This is a genomic window from Nocardiopsis ganjiahuensis DSM 45031 (genome assembly GCF_000341085.1).
GTDB lineage: Bacteria > Actinomycetota > Actinomycetes > Streptosporangiales > Streptosporangiaceae > Nocardiopsis > Nocardiopsis ganjiahuensis.
On sequence record NZ_ANBA01000002.1, the window covers coordinates 386,817 to 405,466 of the forward strand.

Here is an 18,650-nt window from a genome sequence, read left to right on the forward strand (position 1 = left end):
ACGCGCCCCGAGGGCGCGAGACGTCAGTCGCCGTGCTGCCGCGGGTCCAGCCGGGAGTGCAGCTGGTAGCGGTCGGCACGGTAGGTGGACAGCGCGAGTTCGACGCACTGTCCCTTGGCGAAGCTGCGGCGCTGCATGATCAGCACCGGGCTTCCAGCGGGTAGGCCAAGGAGACGGGAGTCGGCCGAGTCGCAGATCCCGGCCTCGATGGTCTGTTCTCCGGAATCCAACAGGATGTCGAACTCGTTTTCCAGGACCTCGTAGAGAGATCGTTCGGCGAGGTCGTAGTCCTCCAGGCCGGGGACCATGGCCGCGGGGATGTTGGAACGCTCGACCGCCATGGGTTCGTCGTCGGCGGTACGCATGCGTTCGATGTGGTGGACGAGGGTTCCGGGGGCGATGTCGAGCATGCGTGCGGTGTGGCCGCTGGCCGGGATGACCTGCCGGATCAGCTCGCGGGCGCCCGGCTCGAAGCCGCGGGCCCGCATGTCCTCACTGAAGGAGGCCAGCACCAGGGACATCTCGATCTTGGGCCGGGCGACGAAGGTGCCCTTGCCGGGGACCCGGTAGAGGCGGCCCTCGGCGACCAGGAGGTCGATGGTCTGGCGCACGGTCATCCGGGAGAGGCCGTAGGTGGTGCTGAGCTCGCGCTCCGAGGGGACCATGTCGTCCACGCCCAGCCCGGCCGCGGTGATCCAGTCCAGGAGCAGGTCGCGGAGTTGGACGTACTTGGGCAGTGGGTTGCTGGCGTCGATCGACATGGAGCGGGCGGCCTTCTCGGTCGGCGATTCGGGCTGGTGTCAGACCTTAGCGCGGCGTCTGCCCCGGCATCTGGCGCTTGCCGGGGGATGTCGGTTTCCGACTGGTATAGTCCGGACTAGACCACAGCTCGACCCGCGTGTCAATCCTCCTTGCGGCACGCGGAGCGAACCATCATCGTGGCTGGCCAGAGAGAAAGTTCCGGGCCGCCCACGAGCGACCAGCGCGGCCCCCGGCGTTCGTCCAGGACCGCCCGTCCACACCGGAAGGCTCCGTCATGACCACCACGACGAGCGTGATGCGCTCCGAGATCGCCGAACAGCCCGAGGCCCTGCGCCGCACATTCACCGAGCTACTGCCCCTGCGCGGCGAGATCGAGGCACTCGGCCGCACCACCAGACACGTCCTGTTCATCGCCCGCGGCTCCTCGGACAACGCCGCTGTCTACGGGAGCTACCTGCTCCAGGCGCACACCGGCCGCCTGGCCACGCTGGGCTCGCCCTCCATCGCGACCGCCTACGGCGCCAAGATCGACCTCTCGGGCGTCCTCGCCGTGGCCATCTCCCAGTCCGGCAGGACCGAGGAGATCGTCGAGACCATGCGCTGGGCCGCCGACTGCGGTGCCCGGACCGTCGGTGTCACCAACGGGGCGGACTCCCCGCTCGCCGCCGAGGCCGACGTCGCTCTGGTCACCCGGGCCGGGAACGAGCTGGCCGTCCCCGCCACCAAGACCTACAACACGCAGCTGGCCGCCCTCGCGGTCCTCGCCCTGGGGCTGGGCGCCGACCTGGACGCCGGAGAGCTGGAGCTGGTCCCCGAGGGCATCGAGCAGATCCTCGCGGCGCCCACGGACTCCCTGGAGGAGATCGTGGAGCGGATGGTCGCCGTGCAGGGCGCGGTGATCTCCGGGCGCGGCATGGCCTTCTCCACGGCCCTGGAGGCGGCGCTCAAGCTCAAGGAGGCCTGCTACCTGCACGCCATGGGACTGTCCTACGCCGACCTGCTGCACGGCCCGATCGCCGTGGTGGACCCGCGCACCCCGGCCCTGCTGGTCGCCGCACCCAGCGGCCCCACCCTGGAGGGCACGGTCGCCCTGGCCGAGCGGGTCCGCTCCGCGGGCGCCCCGGTGTTCGGTTTCGGCGGCGGTTCCGCCCTGGCCGCCGCGAGCGACCTGTCCGTGCCCGTCCCGGACGTGCCCGAGTGGGTGTCACCGATGAACCTCATCGTCCCCGCCCAGCTGCTCACCGAGCACCTCGCCCGCCGCCTGGGCTACAACCCCGACGTTCCGCGCGGGCTCAACAAGGTCACCCAGACCTCCTGAGACCGAACCCCTGAGCCGTCTCCGGGGACACCGCGACCCCGGTCCCCCACTCGGCCCGGCGCCCGCCCAACGGCGGCGCCGGGCCCCTTTCTGTCCGGTCCTCCCCCTTCGGCGCGGGAGCTGAAGAAAAGAAGTCGGAGAAGTTCGGCCGATGGTGTCGAGAAGCCGTGGCTGGTTCCGTCCCCGCTGTGAACGCGACCACAATGGGTCGCACCAGCGTCGAGGAGAGACATCATGGCCAAGTACCTTCTGCTCAAGCACTACCGGGGCGCCCCGGCCGCGATCAACAACGTGCCCATGGACCGGTGGACGCCCGAGGAGATCTCGGCCCACATCACGTACATGAACGACTTCGCGGCCCGGCTGGAGGAGACCGGCGAGTTCGTCGACGCCCAGGCGCTCGCCCCCGAGGGGACCTTCGTCCGGTACGACGGCGAGGGCCGCCCGCCGGTCACCGACGGCCCGTTCGCAGAGACCAAGGACCTCATCGCCGGGTGGATGGTGATCGACGTCGACAGCCACGAACGCGCCGTCGAACTCGCCGGGGAGCTGTCGGCCGCTCCCGGGGCCGGCGGGGAACCCATCCACGAGTGGTTGGAGCTGCGCCCGTTCCTGACCGAACCGCCCACCGTCACGGAGTGAGCGCCGACGTGAACCCCGGAACGGACACCGCCCTGATCCGGGGCCTCACACCGGGCGTCCTCGCGATCCTCGTCCGCCGCGGAGCCGACTTCGCGACGGCCGAGGACGCCGTGCAGGAAGCGCTGGTCGAGGCGGTCCGCACCTGGCCGGCCGACCCGCCCCGGGACCCCAAGGGGTGGCTGGTCACCGTGGCCTGGCGCCGGTTCCTGGACACGGCCCGGGCGGAGACCTCCCGGCGCAGGCGCGAGGCGCTCGTCGACGAGGAACCCCGGCCCGGGCCCGCGCGCGCGGTGGACGACACGCTCCAGCTCTACTTCCTGTGCGCCCACCCCTCGTTGACGCCCTCGTCGGCGGTCGCGCTCACGCTGCGCGCCGTCGGCGGGCTGACCACCCGCCAGATCTCCGAGGCCTACCTGGTGCCCGAGGCGACCATGGCGCAGCGCATCAGCCGGGCCAAGCGAACCGTCTCCGGTGTGCGGTTCGACCGCCCCGGTGACGTCACCACCGTGCTGCGCGTCCTCTACCTGGTCTTCAACGAGGGCTACTCCGGGGACGTCGACCTCGCGGCCGAGGCCATCCGGCTCACCCGGCAGCTCGCGGCGGTGATCGACCACCCCGAGGTGGCGGGGCTGCTCGCCCTCATGCTGCTCCACCACGCCCGGCGCGCCGCCCGGACCGCTCCGGACGGGAGCCTCGTACCGCTCGACGAGCAGGACCGCGGCCGGTGGGACACCGGGGCGATCGCCGAGGGCGTCCGGATCCTCCAGGCGGCCCTGGCCCGCGACCGGCTGGGCGAGTTCCAGGCCCAGGCCGCCGTCGCCGCGCTGCACGCCGACGCGCCCACCGCCGAGGAGACCGACTGGCCGCAGATCGTGGAGTGGTACGACGAGCTCGTGGGGTTGACCGACAGCCCGGTGGTCCGGCTCAACCGCGCGGTGGCCGTCGGGGAGGCCGACGGGCCGCGCGCGGGCCTGGCGGCGCTCGCGGAGCTCGAGGACTCCCTCCCCCGGTACACGGCGGTCGCGGCCCATCTGCACGAACGCGACGGCGACCTGGAGGGCGCGGCGCGGCTGTACGCCGAGGCGGCCCGCAAGGCGACCAACCTCGCCGAGCGCGACCACCTGACCCGCAGGGCCGCCCGGATCAACACCCGCTGACACGCGTGTGGGCGCGGCCCCGAAGGGACCGCGCCCACACGCGTGTTCTCGGTGCTCCTCAGCGGCTACTTGGCCGTGGGGTCACCGTGGCACTTCTTGTACTTCTTGCCCGAGCCGCAGGGGCAGGGGGAGTTGCGGGCGGTACCCGCGTACTCGTTGTCCACGGTCTCGCTGTGCTGCTCGACGGTGCCGTCCTCGCTCGGCGCGGAGTACTGGAGCCGGTTCGGCTGGTCCTCGCCGAATCCGGGGACCACCACGTCCTCGGCGGGCTCCGCCTCCTCGGCGGGCGCGTCGGCCTCCGCGGCCTCGGTGTCCTCCTGGACGGCGGTGGCGACGGCGGCCGCACCGGTGGCCCCGCCGACCGCGGCGGCGGTCTGCGCGGCGGCGGAGGCGGTGATGGTCGGCTCGTCCTTCTTGCGGACCTGGACCTCGACGTTGAAGAGGAAGCCGACAGACTCCTCCTTGATGGCCTCCAGCATCTGCTGGAACATGTCGAAGCCCTCGCGCTGGAACTCGATCAGCGGGTTGCGCTGGGCCATCGCGCGCAGGCCGATGCCCTCCTGGAGATAGTCCATCTCGTAGAGGTGCTCACGCCACTTGCGGTCCATCACCTGGAGGATGACGCGGCGCTCGACCTCGCGCATCGCCTCCTCGCCCAGGTCGGACTCGCGGGCGTCGTAGGCGGCCTTGGCGTCCTCGACCACCTGGGTGGCGATGAGTTCGCCGGTCAGGGTGTGGAGGTCGCCGTTCTGCTCGATGAACTCGTCGACGGTGAAGCTGATCGGGTAGACCTGCTTGAACGCCCGCCAGAGCTTGTCGAGGTCCCACTCGTCCGGGTCGCCCTGGGCGGTCTCCTCCACGACGTAGCCGCGGAGCACCTCCTCCAGCATCTCCACGACCTGGTCGCGCAGGTCCTGGCCCTCGAGCACCTTGCGGCGCTCGGCGTAGATGACCTTGCGCTGGCGGTTGAGGACCTCGTCGTACTTGAGGACGTTCTTGCGGATCTCGAAGTTCTGCGTCTCGACCTGGCCCTGGGCGGAGGCGATCGCCTTGCTCACCATGCCGGACTCGATCGGCTGGTCGTCCGGGATGTTCAGCTGGTTCATGAACACCTCCAGACGACTGGAGTTGAACAGACGCAGCAGGTCGTCCTGGAGCGACAGGTAGAAACGGGAGATACCCGGGTCACCCTGACGGCCGGAACGGCCGCGGAGCTGGTTGTCGATCCGGCGCGACTCGTGGCGCTCGGTGCCGAGCACGTACAGACCGCCGGCCTCGACGACCTTCTCGTGCTCCTCCTCGAACTCAGCGGTGGCCTTCTCCAGGGCCTCGGGCCAGGCCGCCTCGTACTCCTCCGGGGTCTCCAGCGGGGACAGGCCGCGGTTCTGGAGCTCCTCGTTGGCGATGAAGTCGGGGTTGCCGCCCAGCATGATGTCGGTACCGCGACCGGCCATGTTGGTGGCCACGGTGACGCTGCCGAGCTTGCCCGCGCGGGCGATGATCGAGGCCTCACGGGCGTGGTTCTTCGCGTTGAGGACCTCGTGCGGGACGCCCTCGCGCTTGAGCATCCGGGAGAGGAGCTCGGACTTCTCGACGCTGGTCGTACCGACCAGGACCGGCTGTCCCTCCTCGTGGCGCTCGGCGATGTCCTCGGCCACGGCCTGGAACTTGGCGTCCTCGTGCTTGTAGACGACATCCTTGACGTCCTCGCGGACCATCGGCTTGTTGGTGGGGATGGGGACCACACCGACGCCGTAGGTCTGGGTGAACTCCGCCGCCTCGGTCTGGGCGGTACCGGTCATACCGCAGAGCTTCTCGTAGAGGCGGAAGTAGTTCTGGAGCGTGACCTTGGCGAGAGTCTGGTTCTCGTCCTTGATCTTGACGCGTTCCTTGGCCTCGATGGCCTGGTGCATGCCCTCGTTGTAGCGGCGACCCGCGAGGACTCGTCCGGTGAACTCGTCGACGATGAGGACCTCACCGTCCTTGACGATGTACTCCTTGTCCTTGCGGTACAGCTCCTTGGCCTTGAGGGAGTTGTTGAGGAAGCTGATCAGCGGGGTGTTGACGGCCTCGTAGAGGTTGTCGATCCCCAGCCAGTCCTCCACCTTGGCCACACCGGACTCGGTGATGCCGACGGTGCGCTTCTTCTCGTCGACCTCGTAGTCGGTCTCCTTCTTCAGGCGGGGCGCGATCTTCGCGAACTCGGCGTACCAGCGCGAGTTCTGCTCGGAGGGGCCGCTGATGATCAGCGGGGTGCGCGCCTCGTCGATGAGGATGGAGTCGACCTCGTCGACCAGGGCGAAGAAGTGCTCGCGTTGGACCGTGTCCTTGAGCGAGAGCGCCATGTTGTCGCGCAGGTAGTCGAAACCGAACTCGTTGTTCGTTCCGTAGGTGATGTCGGCCTGGTAGGCCTTGCGGCGGGCCTCCGCGGTCATCTGCGGTCCGACCACGCCGACCTCGAGCCCGAGGAAGTGGAAGATGCGGCCCAGGTTCTGGGCGTCGCGTCGGGCGAGGTAGTCGTTGGTGGTGATGACGTGGGCGCCCTTGCCCGCGAGGGCGTTCAGGTACACCGCGAGGCTTCCGGTCAGGGTCTTGCCCTCACCGGTCTTCATCTCGGCGATGTTGCCCAGGTGCAGGGCGGCCGCGCCCATGATCTGAACGTCGAAGGGTCGCTGGCCCAGGGTGCGCTTGGCCGCCTCGCGGACGGTCGCGAAGGCCTCGGGGAGCAGGTCGTCCAGGGACTCCCCGTCCTCGTGGCGCTCCTTGTACTCCTGGGTCAGGTCGCGCAGTTCCTCGTCGCTGAGGTCGACGTAGTCGTCCTCGAGGGCGTTGACCTGGTCCTTCAACTTCTTGAGCCGGCGCAGGATCTTACCTTCACCCGCGCGCAGGAGCTTGTCGAGTATGCCTGGCACTTCCTATGCGCTCCTCGCAGATCGCGGTTGGCTCCACCGGAGGGGGTGGAGAGTCAGATCTAGGCCCGCTGACCGCTTCCCGTGGCAACGGAGGTCAGGGGGAATCCTGGGTCCTCGGGCCTACATCCTAGAGGACCCGGAACCGCTTCCCGTCCTCCCGACAAACGAGTGGGATGGGTATAGATGTTCCCGCCCTTTTCATGATGTTTGTGCAGACTCGCGCAATTCTCCGGGTAGTGCAATGGGAGAGAGGCGGTTCCGGACGTTTGCGCGTCAGAGCGATCGGTCCGAGTACCGCCGAACGCAACAGCGTCCCCAGGGGGATCACCATGCCGACGAAGAGAGAACGCCGACGAACCTCGAACCCGAAGGACGAGTCCACCCGCCTTCCGGAAACCCCGGTCGACGCCGTCGACGAGTTCGTCGAGGGGAAACGTCCGACCGTCCTCGGCCCCAAGGACGAGGACGACCCCGGGCTCGGGTGGGAGCGACACCACCCCACCGAGGAGGAGCAGTCCCGCCGAGGACGGATCCGGGGTTTCCAGCGCCAGGGCGGTTCCCTCGCCCCCACCAACGGGCACCGGGGCAGCGCGGCCTCCTGGGCCTGTGTCGCCCTCGCCGTGGGGGGTTTCGCCCTCGGCGGCCTGGCGATCGTGCTCGACTGGTCGATCCCGCTCCTGGTGGCGGCCGGGGTCCTGATGGCCGCGGCGGCCGTGGTGGCCGTGGTCTTCGACATCCTCAGCGATGTGGTGCTCGACCCCCCGCGTTACGAGGCGGAGGAACCGCACCAGACGCCGCTGCACCACATCAAGCAGGAGGAGGAGACCTGACCGGCGGCCGTCCGGCCCGCGCCCGACCACGACACGGGCCACGACAGGACCGCGGCGGGCCTCTCGGGCCCGCCGCGGTGCGCGTTCGGCTCTCCCACCTCCCGTGCGGGGGATGTCGGGAGACGGGGTGCTAGTCCACGAGCCTGAGAACGCCGTAGTTGAATCCCTTACGGCGGTAGACGACGCTCGGGGTGTCGTTGACCTCGTCATGGAAGAGGTAGAAGTCGTGTCCGACGAGTTCCATCTCCATCAACGCCTGGTCGATGCTCATCGGCTTGGCCCGGTGGAACTTCTCCCGCACGATCACGGGAACGTCCCCCTGGGTGTCGAGTTCCACGAACTCGTCGGAGAAACGGTCGTCGACCTCGACGCCGTCGATCTCCTCGTCCCCACTGCGCTGGGCGGGGGGCGCCTCGGCTGATGTCGGGGTGGGTGAGGGCAGATCCCCGGGGAGATCGGCGGTAGCAGCCGCGACGGAGACCGGAGTGCGATTGCCGCGGTGGACCTTGCGGCGGTCCGCGGACTTGCGGAGTCGGGCCTCGATCTTGTCGATCGCGAGGTCGAGAGCGCCGTGACGGTCCACGGATGCAGCCTCGCTCCTGATGACCGGGCCGTCGGAGTGGATGGTCAGTTCAACCCGCTCGCGGACGTCGGCGAGCTTGGGGTTGCGCTCCTGGGACACCTCCACATCGACGCTCATGCCCTTCCGCTCCCACTTGGAGAGCCTGTCGAGCTTGTTCTCGACGTGCTGTCGGAACTTCTCACTCACGCCGGTGCGTCGACCTTTGACGATGATGTCCATAGGACCCCCTTCATCGCGTGGCCGCCGTGAAGGCGACGGCCAGGCTGGCTCTGCTCCCCTCCTGCGGTGGGGAGGGTGTGACGCGCTAGCCCCCTTCCGTCTGTGTCCCGTTCTTTTCCGGGCCACGACTCGGTTGGAAGTGCGTATACCCATCAGAGGCAGGGTCATCACGCGCCCCAGGGACACGATTACCCGGGACCCCTGAACTGGGAAGAAAGATGTTTGACCCGTTTGAGGCGATTCGCTCACCGGGCGCGGAGGCCCTGGTGGACAGGTCTTGGCCGACGGGGACCCGGGGGGCGGGAGTCCGGGCCGGGAGGACTCGGGTGGAACGGACACCGAGGGGCCGGGTGGGGGTCCGCGCCCCCGGAGCTCTCGCTCCGGGAACGACGGACCCCCGCACGTCGGCATGCCACCCGTCCGGCCGACCTGGTCTTCGTCCCCACATCCGCCTGCTGAGAGTTTCGCCGCTCTTATCCGCGACTACTGCTCTTCTCCCTGTCATGAGGGACATCGGGACCCTCCGCGGGGCAGGACTTACCTCTAAGGCGCACCGTGATCGGTCGACGAAAAGTCGCCTTACGTGGGCCGTTTCGCCTGCGCCTGGCATCGGCTTGCCGGAGTCGCTCCTCGGTGTTCCCGAGGGCTCTGAAAATCCGGCGCAACCACGGACCCGGACGGGTGCCATACCTGGACCGTAACCTGTCCCAGCGCGGATGTCAGGTAGCGAACGGAGTCCCAAGCGCCCGGCAAGCGACGCAAACCCTTGCGAACAGGCATCTTTCGCCTGTTCAGGGGGGTTTGTAAAACCTTCTTTCCGGCACCCTCCGAATGACCGGATACGGACGCTCCGAAGGTCGGGAGCGCTCGGCCAGCACCAGGGCGCCCACCACCTCGGCGCCCTCCTCGCGCAGGGCGCGGGCCGCTTCGGCGACCGTGGCGCCGGTGGTGAGTACATCGTCCACCACGACCACCCTGCGCCCGCGCAGATCCCACCGACCCCGCTCAGATGCCCGTCCGCGCCCCTGAAAGGGCCCTGGCGGCCTCGGCGCCGCGGTGAAGGCCCCCAGACGATTGGCCAGGCGTTCCGAGCGCCCCAGGCCCACCTGGGGCCGCGCTCGACGCCGGTAGCGCAGCACCGGGGCGACCCCGCCCACCATCCCGGGCCCGGCCCGTCGGGCACAGGCCCGCGCCAGCCGGACGACCGGACCGTGCCGGGCCGAGGCCCCGAGGCGTCCCGGAACCGGTACCAGCAGCGTGTCCGGGGCCGCCCACCCCGAGACGCGGTAGGCGGCGGCCAGCCGCTCCCCCAGGGGTTCCGTCAGCTGTTCGTCCCCGCGCTCCTTGTGGGCGAGCAGGACCCGCCGGTGGTGTCCGGCGTAGGGACCGGACGCCCAGACCGGCGGGCAGCGCTCACGCGGATCCGCCCGGTGCGGTCGGCGCTCCAGCACGGTGCGGCAGATCCCGCAGAGGGGGCCGTCCGGGCCGGAGCAGCCCGCGCAGGCGCGCGGCAGCAGCAGTTCGAGCAGGGGGTCGAGAAGGAGGGCGAGGAGGCGGCGCACCAGGGAGGGCACACCGGGCGTCCGCCGCCCGCGGGGGGCACCGGTCCGTTGGTCCATGTCTCCAGCATCGGCTGCTCCGGCCGCCCGCGCCAGCGCCGTTCCCCAGCCTGTGGACAACTCGGCCCCCCGCAGGAAGACCTGCCCCGGGACCGGGGCGGAACGGGCGCGGCGGGTCCGGAAGGATCCGCGGGAGCAACCAGGGGAACAGGCCCTAGCCGGGGAAGGTCGGCGAACCGCCCTCCACCACGTTCTGCCAGTTCAAGGGGTCGTTGGACACCCAGATATTACCGTCGTCCGAACCCGCGAGCAGGGGTTGGCCGGGTGCGCCGGAGATGGTGATCATCCCGGCGACCGGGGCGCCCGCGCTGGCTGCGGGCGTACCGCCGTCCAGGGCGACGAACAGGGCCTGGGTGGTGCCGCCGTCCCGGCTCCCCAGGATGACCAACTGGTCGCTCGAACGCCAGGAGACGCCGGTGACGTCCTCCAGTTCCTGGTCCGCGAGGCTGATGAAGGCGCCGACCGAGACCTGGCCGTCCTCGTCCTCCACCACCCGGCCGACCTGGAGCGAGCGCTCCCCGTCCCGTTCGGTGACCACGGCGGCGCGGGTACCGTCCCGGGAGATCCTGAAGTGCACCAAGGAGTGGTCCCTCAGCCCTCTGACCTCGGCCTGGACGACCTCGTCCCCGTCGCGCAGCAGCCACAGCGCGGTGTCCCCGGGCGCAGGGGGGTCCTGGCCGCCCGTGGCGTCCATCCCGTCCTCGGCGTCCGCGTCCTCCGCCTGCTCGTCCTCCTCGTCGTCAGAGCGCGCGCTGTCCCTGGTCTCCTCCACCACCCAGAGATCGCCGTTCACGTCCCAGGACAGCTCGGTGAACATGCCGTCGCCGAGGACCTCCCGGGGTTCCGCCCCGGGGCTGGCGAAACTGGTGACGACCTCCCCGCCGCCCAGGGTGATGCCCGCGACGGTGCTCTCGTCGAGCGAGACCGCGAACCGGTCCAGCTGGATGTCCCCGGCGCCCAGGGGGCCGGGGACCCGCTCGGCGTCGTCGAAGGTGTCGGTCTCCCAGTCGGAGGCGGACCACAGCTGGCCCTCGTGCGTGAAGTAGGCGTTGACGTCCGGGGAGGTGGCTCCGGGGCTCAGCCGGGCCCAGTAGTCGCTGCCCGGGCGCGGCCGCTCGGAACTGTCCCAGTCCGAATGCGGGAAGCCGACCTCTTCGCCGTTGACCCGGAGGGTGAACTCCTGGATCTCGGGCAGCTGCCGCAGGGTCCAGGCGATCTGGGCGCCCATGCTGTACTCGTCCGGGTCGGGCACACCGCTGACGCTGATCAGGGCACGTTCGGAGTCGACCTCCGTGCGGGGGACGGTCCCCTCGGGGAAAGCGGACACCACGGCCGGGTCCAGCCAGTCGGTGGGACCGCCGGTGAGCTTGCGCAGCAGGCGGTCGGCCAGCTGGTCGGTGCTCACCGGCAGGTAGACCGGGTCCGGGACCAGCGCGGTCCCGGCCGGGTTGAGGTAGTAGAGGTTGAACGGGCGGTACGTGCGCTCGACGTCGAGCTGGCTGAGGATGATCTCGTCGGGCAGGTCCTGGATCCGCCACTCGCCCTCGGGATCGCCGTCCTCGCGGGCGAGCGTGAAGGTCTCCTCGAGCACGGTGCCGGTCTCGGTCGGAACGTACTTGCCGCTCTCGTCGATCGTGGCCGTCTCGTTGCTGCGGATCCGCACGGTGGCGCTGAGGCCGTCGGTGGAGATCTCGGAGTCCATGTCCACGGCGTCCAGGTCGGCGAAGACCCGCACGCCTCCGTCCGGGGACCACTCCTCGCTCATCTCGGGGAGCATGTAGCTGCGGGCGGCCTTGTGGTCCTCCTCGAAGCTGCCGAGGTCCTTGAGGAAGCCGTCGATGAGGCCTTCGGGCTCCACACCGGGCTGGGGCCCGGCGGGCAGGAGCCGCACGTAACCGCCGTAGGGGTCGCCCGAGCTGTCGCCGCCCTCGCCCGGCACGACGGGGCCGGTCATGGGAACGCTCGCACAGGCCGCCAGGGACACGCAGGCGAGCGCTCCCGCCGCGGCGGTACGCGCGACCCGGACCAGGCGTCCTGGACTCCTCACGTCGCTCACAGAGCCTCCTCTTCGTCGACTCCGGCTCGGCCCCTCGCCGGGCCCTTCGGTTCCCCTGCCGCGCTGTCTCCGTCCCTGGCCGCGCCGTGCTCCTTGGCGCCGCCCTCCTTGTCACCGAAGGCCGTGAAGTTGCGGCCCAGGGCGATCTCCGGCGGAACCAGGGGCAGCGGGGACCCGCGCAGTTCGGCCCCGGAGCGCCGCGGCAGGGACAGGCGGAACTGCGAGCCCTGCCCCGGAAGGCCCCAGGCCTGGAGCCAGCCGCCGTGCAGGGTGGCGTCCTCCTTGGCGATGGACAGGCCGAGACCGGTGCCCCCGGTGGTGCGCACCCGGGAGTAGTCGGCCCGCCAGAAGCGGTCGAAGCACAGGTGCTCCTCCCCCTCCTTGAGACCCACCCCGTAGTCGCGCACGGCCACCGCGATGGCGTCGCGGTCGCCCGCGGCGGCGACCACCACGTCCCGCCCCTCGCTGTGCTCGATGGCGTTGACCACGAGGTTGCGCAGGATGCGGTTGATCCGCCGGGTGTCGAACTCGGCGACGCAGGGTTCGGCGGGCAGGCGCAGGACCACCTTGATGCCGCGGCGTTCGGCGATCTGCTCCGCGTCACCGACCGCCTTCATCACCGAGTCGCGGATGTCCGCGGACTCGATGCCGAGGGTGGCGGCGCCCGCGTCGTGGCGGCTGATCTCCAGCAGGTCCGCCAGGAGCTCCTCGAACCGTTCGACCTGGCTCTGGAGCAGCTCCACGGAACGCCGGTGGGAGGAGTCGAGCTCCTCGCGGTCGTCGAAGAGCAGGTCCCCGGCCATCCGGATGGTGGTGAGCGGGGTGCGGAGCTCGTGGGAGACGTCGGAGACGAACTGGCGCTGGAGCTTGGACAGCTCCTCCAGCTCCTGGATCTTCTCCTGGAGGTTGCCCGCCATGTCGTTGAAGGACATCGCGAGCCGGGCGAGGTCGTCCTCGCCCTGCACCGTCATGCGTTCGGTGAGGTCCCCCGCGGCCAGGCGTTCGGCCGACTGCGCGGCCGAGCGCACCGGTGTGACCACCAGGCGGGTGATCATGAACGCGATGAGCCCGAGGAGGATCACCAGCAGTACCGCGACCAGCGCGACCGTGCCCTGGACCAGGTCCAGGATCTCCTGCTCGTGCTGGAGCGGGAAGATGTAGTAGAGCTCGTAGGCGTGGGTCAGCTGGGCGCCGACGACCAGGGCCGGCTCGACCGAACCGTCCTCCATGTCGATGCGCGTGTACGTGTGGTACTGCTGATCGTGCACCTCGGACTGGCGGACCTGTTCGACCAGGCGCGGTGGGACGCTGCCCTCGCCGGTGGCCCAGCCGAGCTCGTCGCTCACCGAGGGCAGGATGAACACGCTGTAGAGCCCGGTGTCGCCGCTGCGGCTGGTCAGCTCACTCGCGATGTTGTTCAGCAGCCGGTTGCGGTCGCCGATCTCGTTTTCCTGGAGTTCGACGAGCGCGTAGTTCAGCCCGGCGCGGTGGTCGTTGACCGCCGCGTCGACCTTGGCGTCCAGCAGACCGCCGCGCACCTCGGAGATCAGCACGTATCCCAGTCCGGCCATGACCAGCAGGGACAGGACCAGGGTCGTGCTGATGACCCTCAGGTGCAGCGAGCGGCGCCAGTTGGTGTGCACCCCGCGCACCAACGCGCGGGCCGCGCGTTGGGCGAGGAGGTAGGCACGGGTCAGGCCCGTGTTGTTGTCACGCCAACGGCCCCCGGTCTCGGACAGGCCGGCGGGAGGGGCGGACCGCTCCCCCTCGGAGTCGGCCCCCCGCCCCTCCTCGGGTTCGGACGCGGTCATGTGGGTCCCGGACGGGTCAGGCGGTTCCGGCCTTGTAGCCGACGCCGCGAACGGTCACGACGACCTCGGGGTGCTCCGGGTCCTTCTCGATCTTCGCGCGCAGGCGCTGCACGTGCACGTTGACCAGGCGCGTGTCAGCGGCGTGGCGGTAGCCCCAGACCTGCTCGAGCAGGACCTCTCGCGTGAAGACCTGGCGCGGCTTGCGGGCCAGGGCGACGAGGAGGTCGAACTCCAGCGGGGTGAGGCTGATCTGCTCTCCGTCACGGCGCACCGCGTGGCCGGCGACGTCGATGGTGATGTCACCGATCTGGAGGACCTCGGGCGCGGGCTCCTCGGTGCGGCGCAGGCGTACCCGCACGCGGGCGACGAGCTCCTTGGGCTTGAAGGGCTTGACGATGTAGTCGTCGGCGCCCGACTCCAGACCGAGGACGACGTCGACGGTGTCGCTCTTGGCGGTGAGCATGACGATGGGAACCCCGGACTCGGCGCGGATCTGACGGCACACGTCGATCCCGTCGGCCCCGGGCAGCATCAGGTCGAGGAGAACCAGATCGGGCTTGGTCTCGCGGAAGGCCTCCAGAGCCTTGTCCCCGTCGTGAACGAACGAGGGCTCGAACCCTTCACCCCGCAACACGATGCCCAGCATCTCGGCGAGGGCGAGGTCATCGTCGACAACCAGTACACGTCCCTTCATCGGTGTGTGCGGCGCCAAGCGTCCGCCACCGCCTTGTGGGCGGGGGGATCCCGGCGCCTACTCCTCTCTCCTGGAACACTCAAGCGGCGTCAGTGGTCGGTGCCCGTGTCCCCCTGTTTCGGGGAACGCTCCCCTGTATGCGAGGAACTGCGTTTGGTCTCCCCAACCTTGCCAGCTTCGGACAGTGTTGGAAGAGAGGTCAGCGCTGTTGGGCCCTTTTGGACCGTTTTCGGTCACCGGCGGCGTCGTCCCTGGCTATGAAGGCCCAGAAAGCTTCGTGACTTGGCCGGTTGGTAACAGAAAGCATACAAAAGGAATGAAGTGCGTCGGTTGTCCTGGGACACACTCCAGCACCACCGAGAAGCGGTGGAACCGGCCGGTAGGTTGGTTTCCGACACGTCAGAATTGGCGCGAATACGCTCGCGCACAGTAACCGAACCTCATGGAGGGCGGGGCAGATGAGCCAGGAGGACGACCACCGGGAGAGGCCGGGGGACACCCCGGACAGCCCCGAGGAACAGGGGTCGCCCGCATCTGGAGACACCCCCGGTGCCGGCGGCTGGGCCGCACCGGGACAGGGATCCGCCGACACTCCGGCGGAGAGCGGCCCCACGTCCCCGCAGCCCGGCTACGAAACACCCGGCCAGGCCGAAACCGGCTACGGGACACCCGCGCCCCCTCCGGGGTACGCGCCCCGGAGCGGCCAGGAGCCGCAGGGGTACGGCCCGCAGGGGTACGGCCCGCAGGGGTACGGCCCGCAGGGTCCGGGTGGCCCGTCCGATTACTCCCCCCAGGGCCAAGGTGGCGTCCCCGGTCACGGTCCCTCCGGCCAGAACGCCCCCGGCTACGGACCCCCTCCCGGTTACGGAGCCCCCGGCTACGGGCCCCCCGGCCACGGAGCCCCCGGCTACGGTCCCCCTCCCGGTTACGGCGCCCCCGGCCAGGGCACTCCCCCGGGGTACGGAGCCCCGGGCGGGCCCTCCGGCTACGGCGCACCCGGGCAGGGCGGCCCTTCCGGCTACGGCGCACCCGGCTACGGCGAGCAGGGCCCGCGTCCGCAGCCGATCAAGCCCGGTGTGGTCGCGCTCCGGCCGATGTCGCTCGGCGACATCTTCAACGGCGCGTTCAGCTACATCCGCGACAACCCGCGGACCACCTTCGTGCTCTCCCTGCTGGTCATGGCGATCGCCTCGATCGTCAGCACCGTCGCCGCGACCTGGCTCACCGGCGACACCGCCGAGGTCCTCACCTCGTTCGACGAGATCATGGCGGACCCGGCCGCGTTCGACCCCGACGACCCGATGTTCCAGACGTCGCCGCTGGCCACGCTGCTGGGCTTCGTCGGCGACCTCATCCTCCTGGTCGGCGGGGCGGTCCTGCTGGGCCTGCTCGCGGCGGTCGTGGGTATGGCGGTGCTCGGCTACCGGCTCACCATCGGGCAGGCGTGGGAGGCCGTGCGCGGCCGGATCGGCGCCATCATCGGCCTGGCCTTCATCAAGCTGGGCATCCAGCTCGTCATCGCCGTCGTCCTGGTCATCGCGCTCTTCGTCGCCCTCTTCCTGGGCCTCATCGTCGGCTTCGGGGCCGAGAACATCGGGGCGGGCATCGCTGTCGGCCTGCTGCTCCTGGTCGTGGGCGGTCTGATCGTCGGCGCTCCGGCCCTGTGGATCTGGATCCGGCTCTACTACGCCATGCCCCTGGTCGTGCTGGAGCGGCTCGGCCCGGGCCAGGCCATCGCCCGCTCGTGGCGGCTCTCCCGGAACGCCTGGTGGCGCACGCTCGGCTACTGGCTGCTGGCGCTCCTGATCGTGATGGTGGTGAACATGGTCCTGGGTGTGCCGGTCGGCCTCCTCACCCCCTTCCTCGCCTTCAACGACGGGCTGGGGACCTTCGGCCCGATCCTGGTCGGTGTGATCACCTACGTGGTCACCGTGCTGATCTACGCCCTCACCCAGCCCTTCGTCGCCGGAGTGAACACCCTCCTCTACATCGACCTGCGGATGCGCCATGAGGGCCTGGACCTGCAGCTGCACCAGATCGCGCAGCGCGGTCAGGCGGTCGGACCGGAGATCTACCTTCCGGGGTACCGCACGTGAGGCCCCTCCACACCGCTCCCCTGGAGGTGACCCGGGAGGAGGGCCGACGGCGTGCGATCGAGGAGTTGTCCGACCCCCTGTACGGGGAGAGCGAACCCTCCCTGATCGACCGCTTCCTCGCCTGGCTGGGCGAGCTCCTGGACCGGCTGGCCTCGGCCGGCGGAGGGGTCGTGCCGGGCGGGTGGATCCTGGCCGTCGTGCTGCTGGTGGTCCTGGTCCTGGTCGTCGTCCTGATCGTCTACCTGCGCCCCTCCCGCAACCGCCGGGTCGAGATGCCGCTGCACGAGGGCGAGGTCCGCTCCGCCGCCGACCACCGCACGGCCTCCGACCGGTGCGAGGCCGAGGGCGACTTCGCCGGGGCCGTGACCGAGCGCCTGCGTGCGATCAGCGTCGACCTGGAGGAACGGGTGATCGTCGGTCCCCGCGCCGGGCGGACCGCCACCGAGCTGGCCGCCGAGGCCGCCCGAACGCTGCCCGGTGAGGCCGAGGGCCTGCACGAGGGCGCCCGGATCTTCAACGACGTGGCCTACGGCGACCGCCCCGCCACCGCCGAATCCGCGCGGGTCATGCGTGAGCTGGACGGACGGCTGAGCGCGGCCCGCCCGGTGCTCACCGACGACGCGCCGCCCGGTCCCGCCGTCCCCCTGTCCCACAACAGTCCGCCGCCCGGCGGCCGGTCCCACAACGAAGGGCGCCGATGACGACCACCGCGCCGCCCGAGCCGCGGTCGCACATCCCGGCCTCCCCGCTGCCGGGGTCGGCCTCGCAGGGTTCCGCCGCAGGACGCCTGTGGCGGGCCGGCCGCCTGCCGCTCGCCGTCATCACCGTGCTGGTCGTGGCGGCGGTCCTGCTGTCCCTGGGAAAGGAGCGGTTCCCCACCGGCCACCTGGAGCCCGACAACCCCGCCCCCGGCGGTTCCCGTGCCCTGGTGCAGCTGCTCCAGGAGGACTCGAACGTCACCGTCACCCGTGGCTCCGAGGCCGCGGTACGGGCCGTGGAGCGAGCGGGGGACGACACCCTGCTGGTGCTCTTCCTCGACCACCGCCTGCTCCCCGAGGAGCTGGACACCCTGGCCGGGTTGGAGACCGACACCGTGCTGGTGCAGCCCTCCCTGCGATCCCTCCACACCTTCGCGCCGGGCGCGGACGTGACCGGCCGGGCCCAGGACGAACGCACCCTCGAACCCGACTGCGCGCTGCCCGCGGCGACCGCCGCGGGTGGCACCGGGCTCGTGGGCGAGCTGTACTCCGCCGAGCCGGGGGTGGAGGCCCTGGGCTGCTACCCGGCCCCCGGCGGCTCGGCCATGCTCCAGGTGGCCGCCCCCGACGGCAGCACCACGACGGTCCTGGGCACCGGGGGCCCGCTCACCAACCGCGAGCTGGACACCGCGGGCAACGCGTCCCTGATGCTGAACCTGCTCTCCGCCGAGGACGTGGTGTGGCTGCGTCCCGACCCGCCGACGGAGGTCGGGAGCGCCACCCTGTGGGAGCTCGTCCCGCCGGGCCTGCGCTGGTCGTTGGTCCCGCTGGCGCTGACCCTGCTGCTGTTCGCCCTCTGGCGCGGGCGGCGGATGGGCGCGCTGGTCCCGGAGTCGCTCCCCGTGGTGGTGCGGGCCACGGAGACCACCGAGGGCCGCGCCGGGCTGTACCAGGCCGGCAAGGCGCGCGACCGCGCGGTGTCGGCGCTGCGCGAGGGCTTCCTGGAACGTTCGGTCCCCAGGCTGGGCCTGCACGCGGACGCCGGACCGAACGCGGTCGTGGCGGCCGTGGCCGCCCGGACCGGGGAGGACCCCCAGGCGCTGCGGCCGCTGTTGTACCCGGTCCGGCCGGACCCGTACACGGCGGACGACGCGGCGATGCTGCGGCTCGCCGAGGAGATCGACCAGCTCTCGGGACGGCTGCGGTGAGCCCGCGCGTCGGCCGTCCCCCCTGGGGCCGGCACCGCGACCGCC

At 70.7% G+C, this 18,650-nt stretch carries 14 protein-coding genes; 7 read left to right on the plus strand and 7 right to left on the minus strand.

Translation table 11 applies throughout. The annotated features are described in order from the left end of the window. Window positions 1–23: 23 nt before the first annotated feature. Entirely contained in the window at window positions 24–761 is a 738-nt protein-coding gene (locus D458_RS0102315) for a GntR family transcriptional regulator (protein ID WP_017585115.1), read from the minus strand. Between the two features lie 275 nt (window positions 762–1,036). Between D458_RS0102315 and D458_RS0102320 the strand changes: the two genes are divergently transcribed. From D458_RS0102320 to D458_RS0102330, 3 genes are all read left to right on the plus strand, one after another. Beyond that, window positions 1,037–2,080 (plus strand): SIS domain-containing protein, encoded by a 1,044-nt coding sequence (locus D458_RS0102320; protein ID WP_017585116.1) that lies wholly within the window; start codon window positions 1,037–1,039, stop codon window positions 2,078–2,080. A 234-nt stretch (window positions 2,081–2,314) separates the two neighbouring features. Next, window positions 2,315–2,722: a YciI family protein gene (locus tag D458_RS0102325; RefSeq protein ID WP_017585117.1), complete on the plus strand. Its 408-nt coding sequence runs from the start codon at window positions 2,315–2,317 to the stop codon at window positions 2,720–2,722. Continuing rightward, the gene (locus tag D458_RS0102330) at window positions 2,719–3,879 is read left to right on the plus strand and encodes an RNA polymerase sigma factor (protein ID WP_017585118.1); all 1,161 of its coding nucleotides are present in this window, start codon (window positions 2,719–2,721) and stop codon (window positions 3,877–3,879) included. Before D458_RS0102325 ends, D458_RS0102330 begins: the two co-directional genes overlap by 4 nt. 65 nt (window positions 3,880–3,944) lie before the next feature. Here D458_RS0102330 and secA read toward each other — a convergent pair whose 3' ends face one another. Beyond that, window positions 3,945–6,791, minus strand: coding sequence for a preprotein translocase subunit SecA (gene secA, locus D458_RS0102335; protein ID WP_017585119.1), 2,847 nt, complete (start codon window positions 6,789–6,791; stop codon window positions 3,945–3,947). A 329-nt stretch (window positions 6,792–7,120) separates the two neighbouring features. Here secA and D458_RS0102340 point away from each other — a divergent pair, with 329 nt between their 5' ends. Further along, entirely contained in the window at window positions 7,121–7,621 is a 501-nt protein-coding gene (locus tag D458_RS0102340) for a hypothetical protein (protein WP_152521026.1), read from the plus strand. 130 nt (window positions 7,622–7,751) lie between these two features. Here the strand turns inward: D458_RS0102340 and hpf are convergent, their stop codons facing one another. The 5 genes from hpf to mtrA all read right to left on the minus strand — a co-directional run bounded on the left by hpf (window position 7,752) and on the right by mtrA (window position 14,603). Next, window positions 7,752–8,423, minus strand: a complete 672-nt coding sequence (gene hpf, locus D458_RS0102345) for a ribosome hibernation-promoting factor, HPF/YfiA family (protein ID WP_017585121.1) — start codon at window positions 8,421–8,423, stop codon at window positions 7,752–7,754. Window positions 8,424–9,214: 791 nt separating this feature from the next. Then, window positions 9,215–10,042, minus strand: coding sequence for a ComF family protein (locus tag D458_RS0102350; RefSeq protein ID WP_017585122.1), 828 nt, complete (start codon window positions 10,040–10,042; stop codon window positions 9,215–9,217). 154 nt (window positions 10,043–10,196) lie between these two features. Continuing rightward, window positions 10,197–12,098, minus strand: a complete 1,902-nt coding sequence (locus tag D458_RS0102355) for an LpqB family beta-propeller domain-containing protein (RefSeq protein ID WP_040702062.1) — start codon at window positions 12,096–12,098, stop codon at window positions 10,197–10,199. Then, window positions 12,095–13,909, minus strand: coding sequence for an MtrAB system histidine kinase MtrB (gene mtrB, locus D458_RS0102360; RefSeq protein WP_017585124.1), 1,815 nt, complete (start codon window positions 13,907–13,909; stop codon window positions 12,095–12,097). Before mtrB ends, D458_RS0102355 begins: the two co-directional genes overlap by 4 nt. A gap of 16 nt (window positions 13,910–13,925) precedes the next feature. Then, window positions 13,926–14,603, minus strand: a complete 678-nt coding sequence (mtrA, locus tag D458_RS0102365; protein ID WP_014908694.1) for an MtrAB system response regulator MtrA — start codon at window positions 14,601–14,603, stop codon at window positions 13,926–13,928. A 458-nt stretch (window positions 14,604–15,061) separates the two neighbouring features. On the opposite strand from mtrA, the gene D458_RS0102370 reads away from it, so the two are divergent. From D458_RS0102370 to D458_RS0102380, 3 genes are read left to right on the plus strand one after another with little or no spacing between them, the layout of a single operon-like run. Further along, entirely contained in the window at window positions 15,062–16,699 is a 1,638-nt protein-coding gene (locus D458_RS0102370) for a glycerophosphoryl diester phosphodiesterase membrane domain-containing protein (protein ID WP_017585125.1), read from the plus strand. Beyond that, entirely contained in the window at window positions 16,696–17,400 is a 705-nt protein-coding gene (locus D458_RS0102375) for a DUF4129 domain-containing protein (protein ID WP_017585126.1), read from the plus strand. The genes D458_RS0102370 and D458_RS0102375 overlap by 4 nt, the downstream gene beginning before the upstream one ends. After that, a complete protein-coding gene (locus tag D458_RS0102380) occupies window positions 17,397–18,605 on the plus strand; it encodes a DUF4350 domain-containing protein (RefSeq protein WP_017585127.1) in 1,209 nt (402 codons plus the stop codon). Before D458_RS0102375 ends, D458_RS0102380 begins: the two co-directional genes overlap by 4 nt. Window positions 18,606–18,650 lie beyond the last annotated feature (45 nt).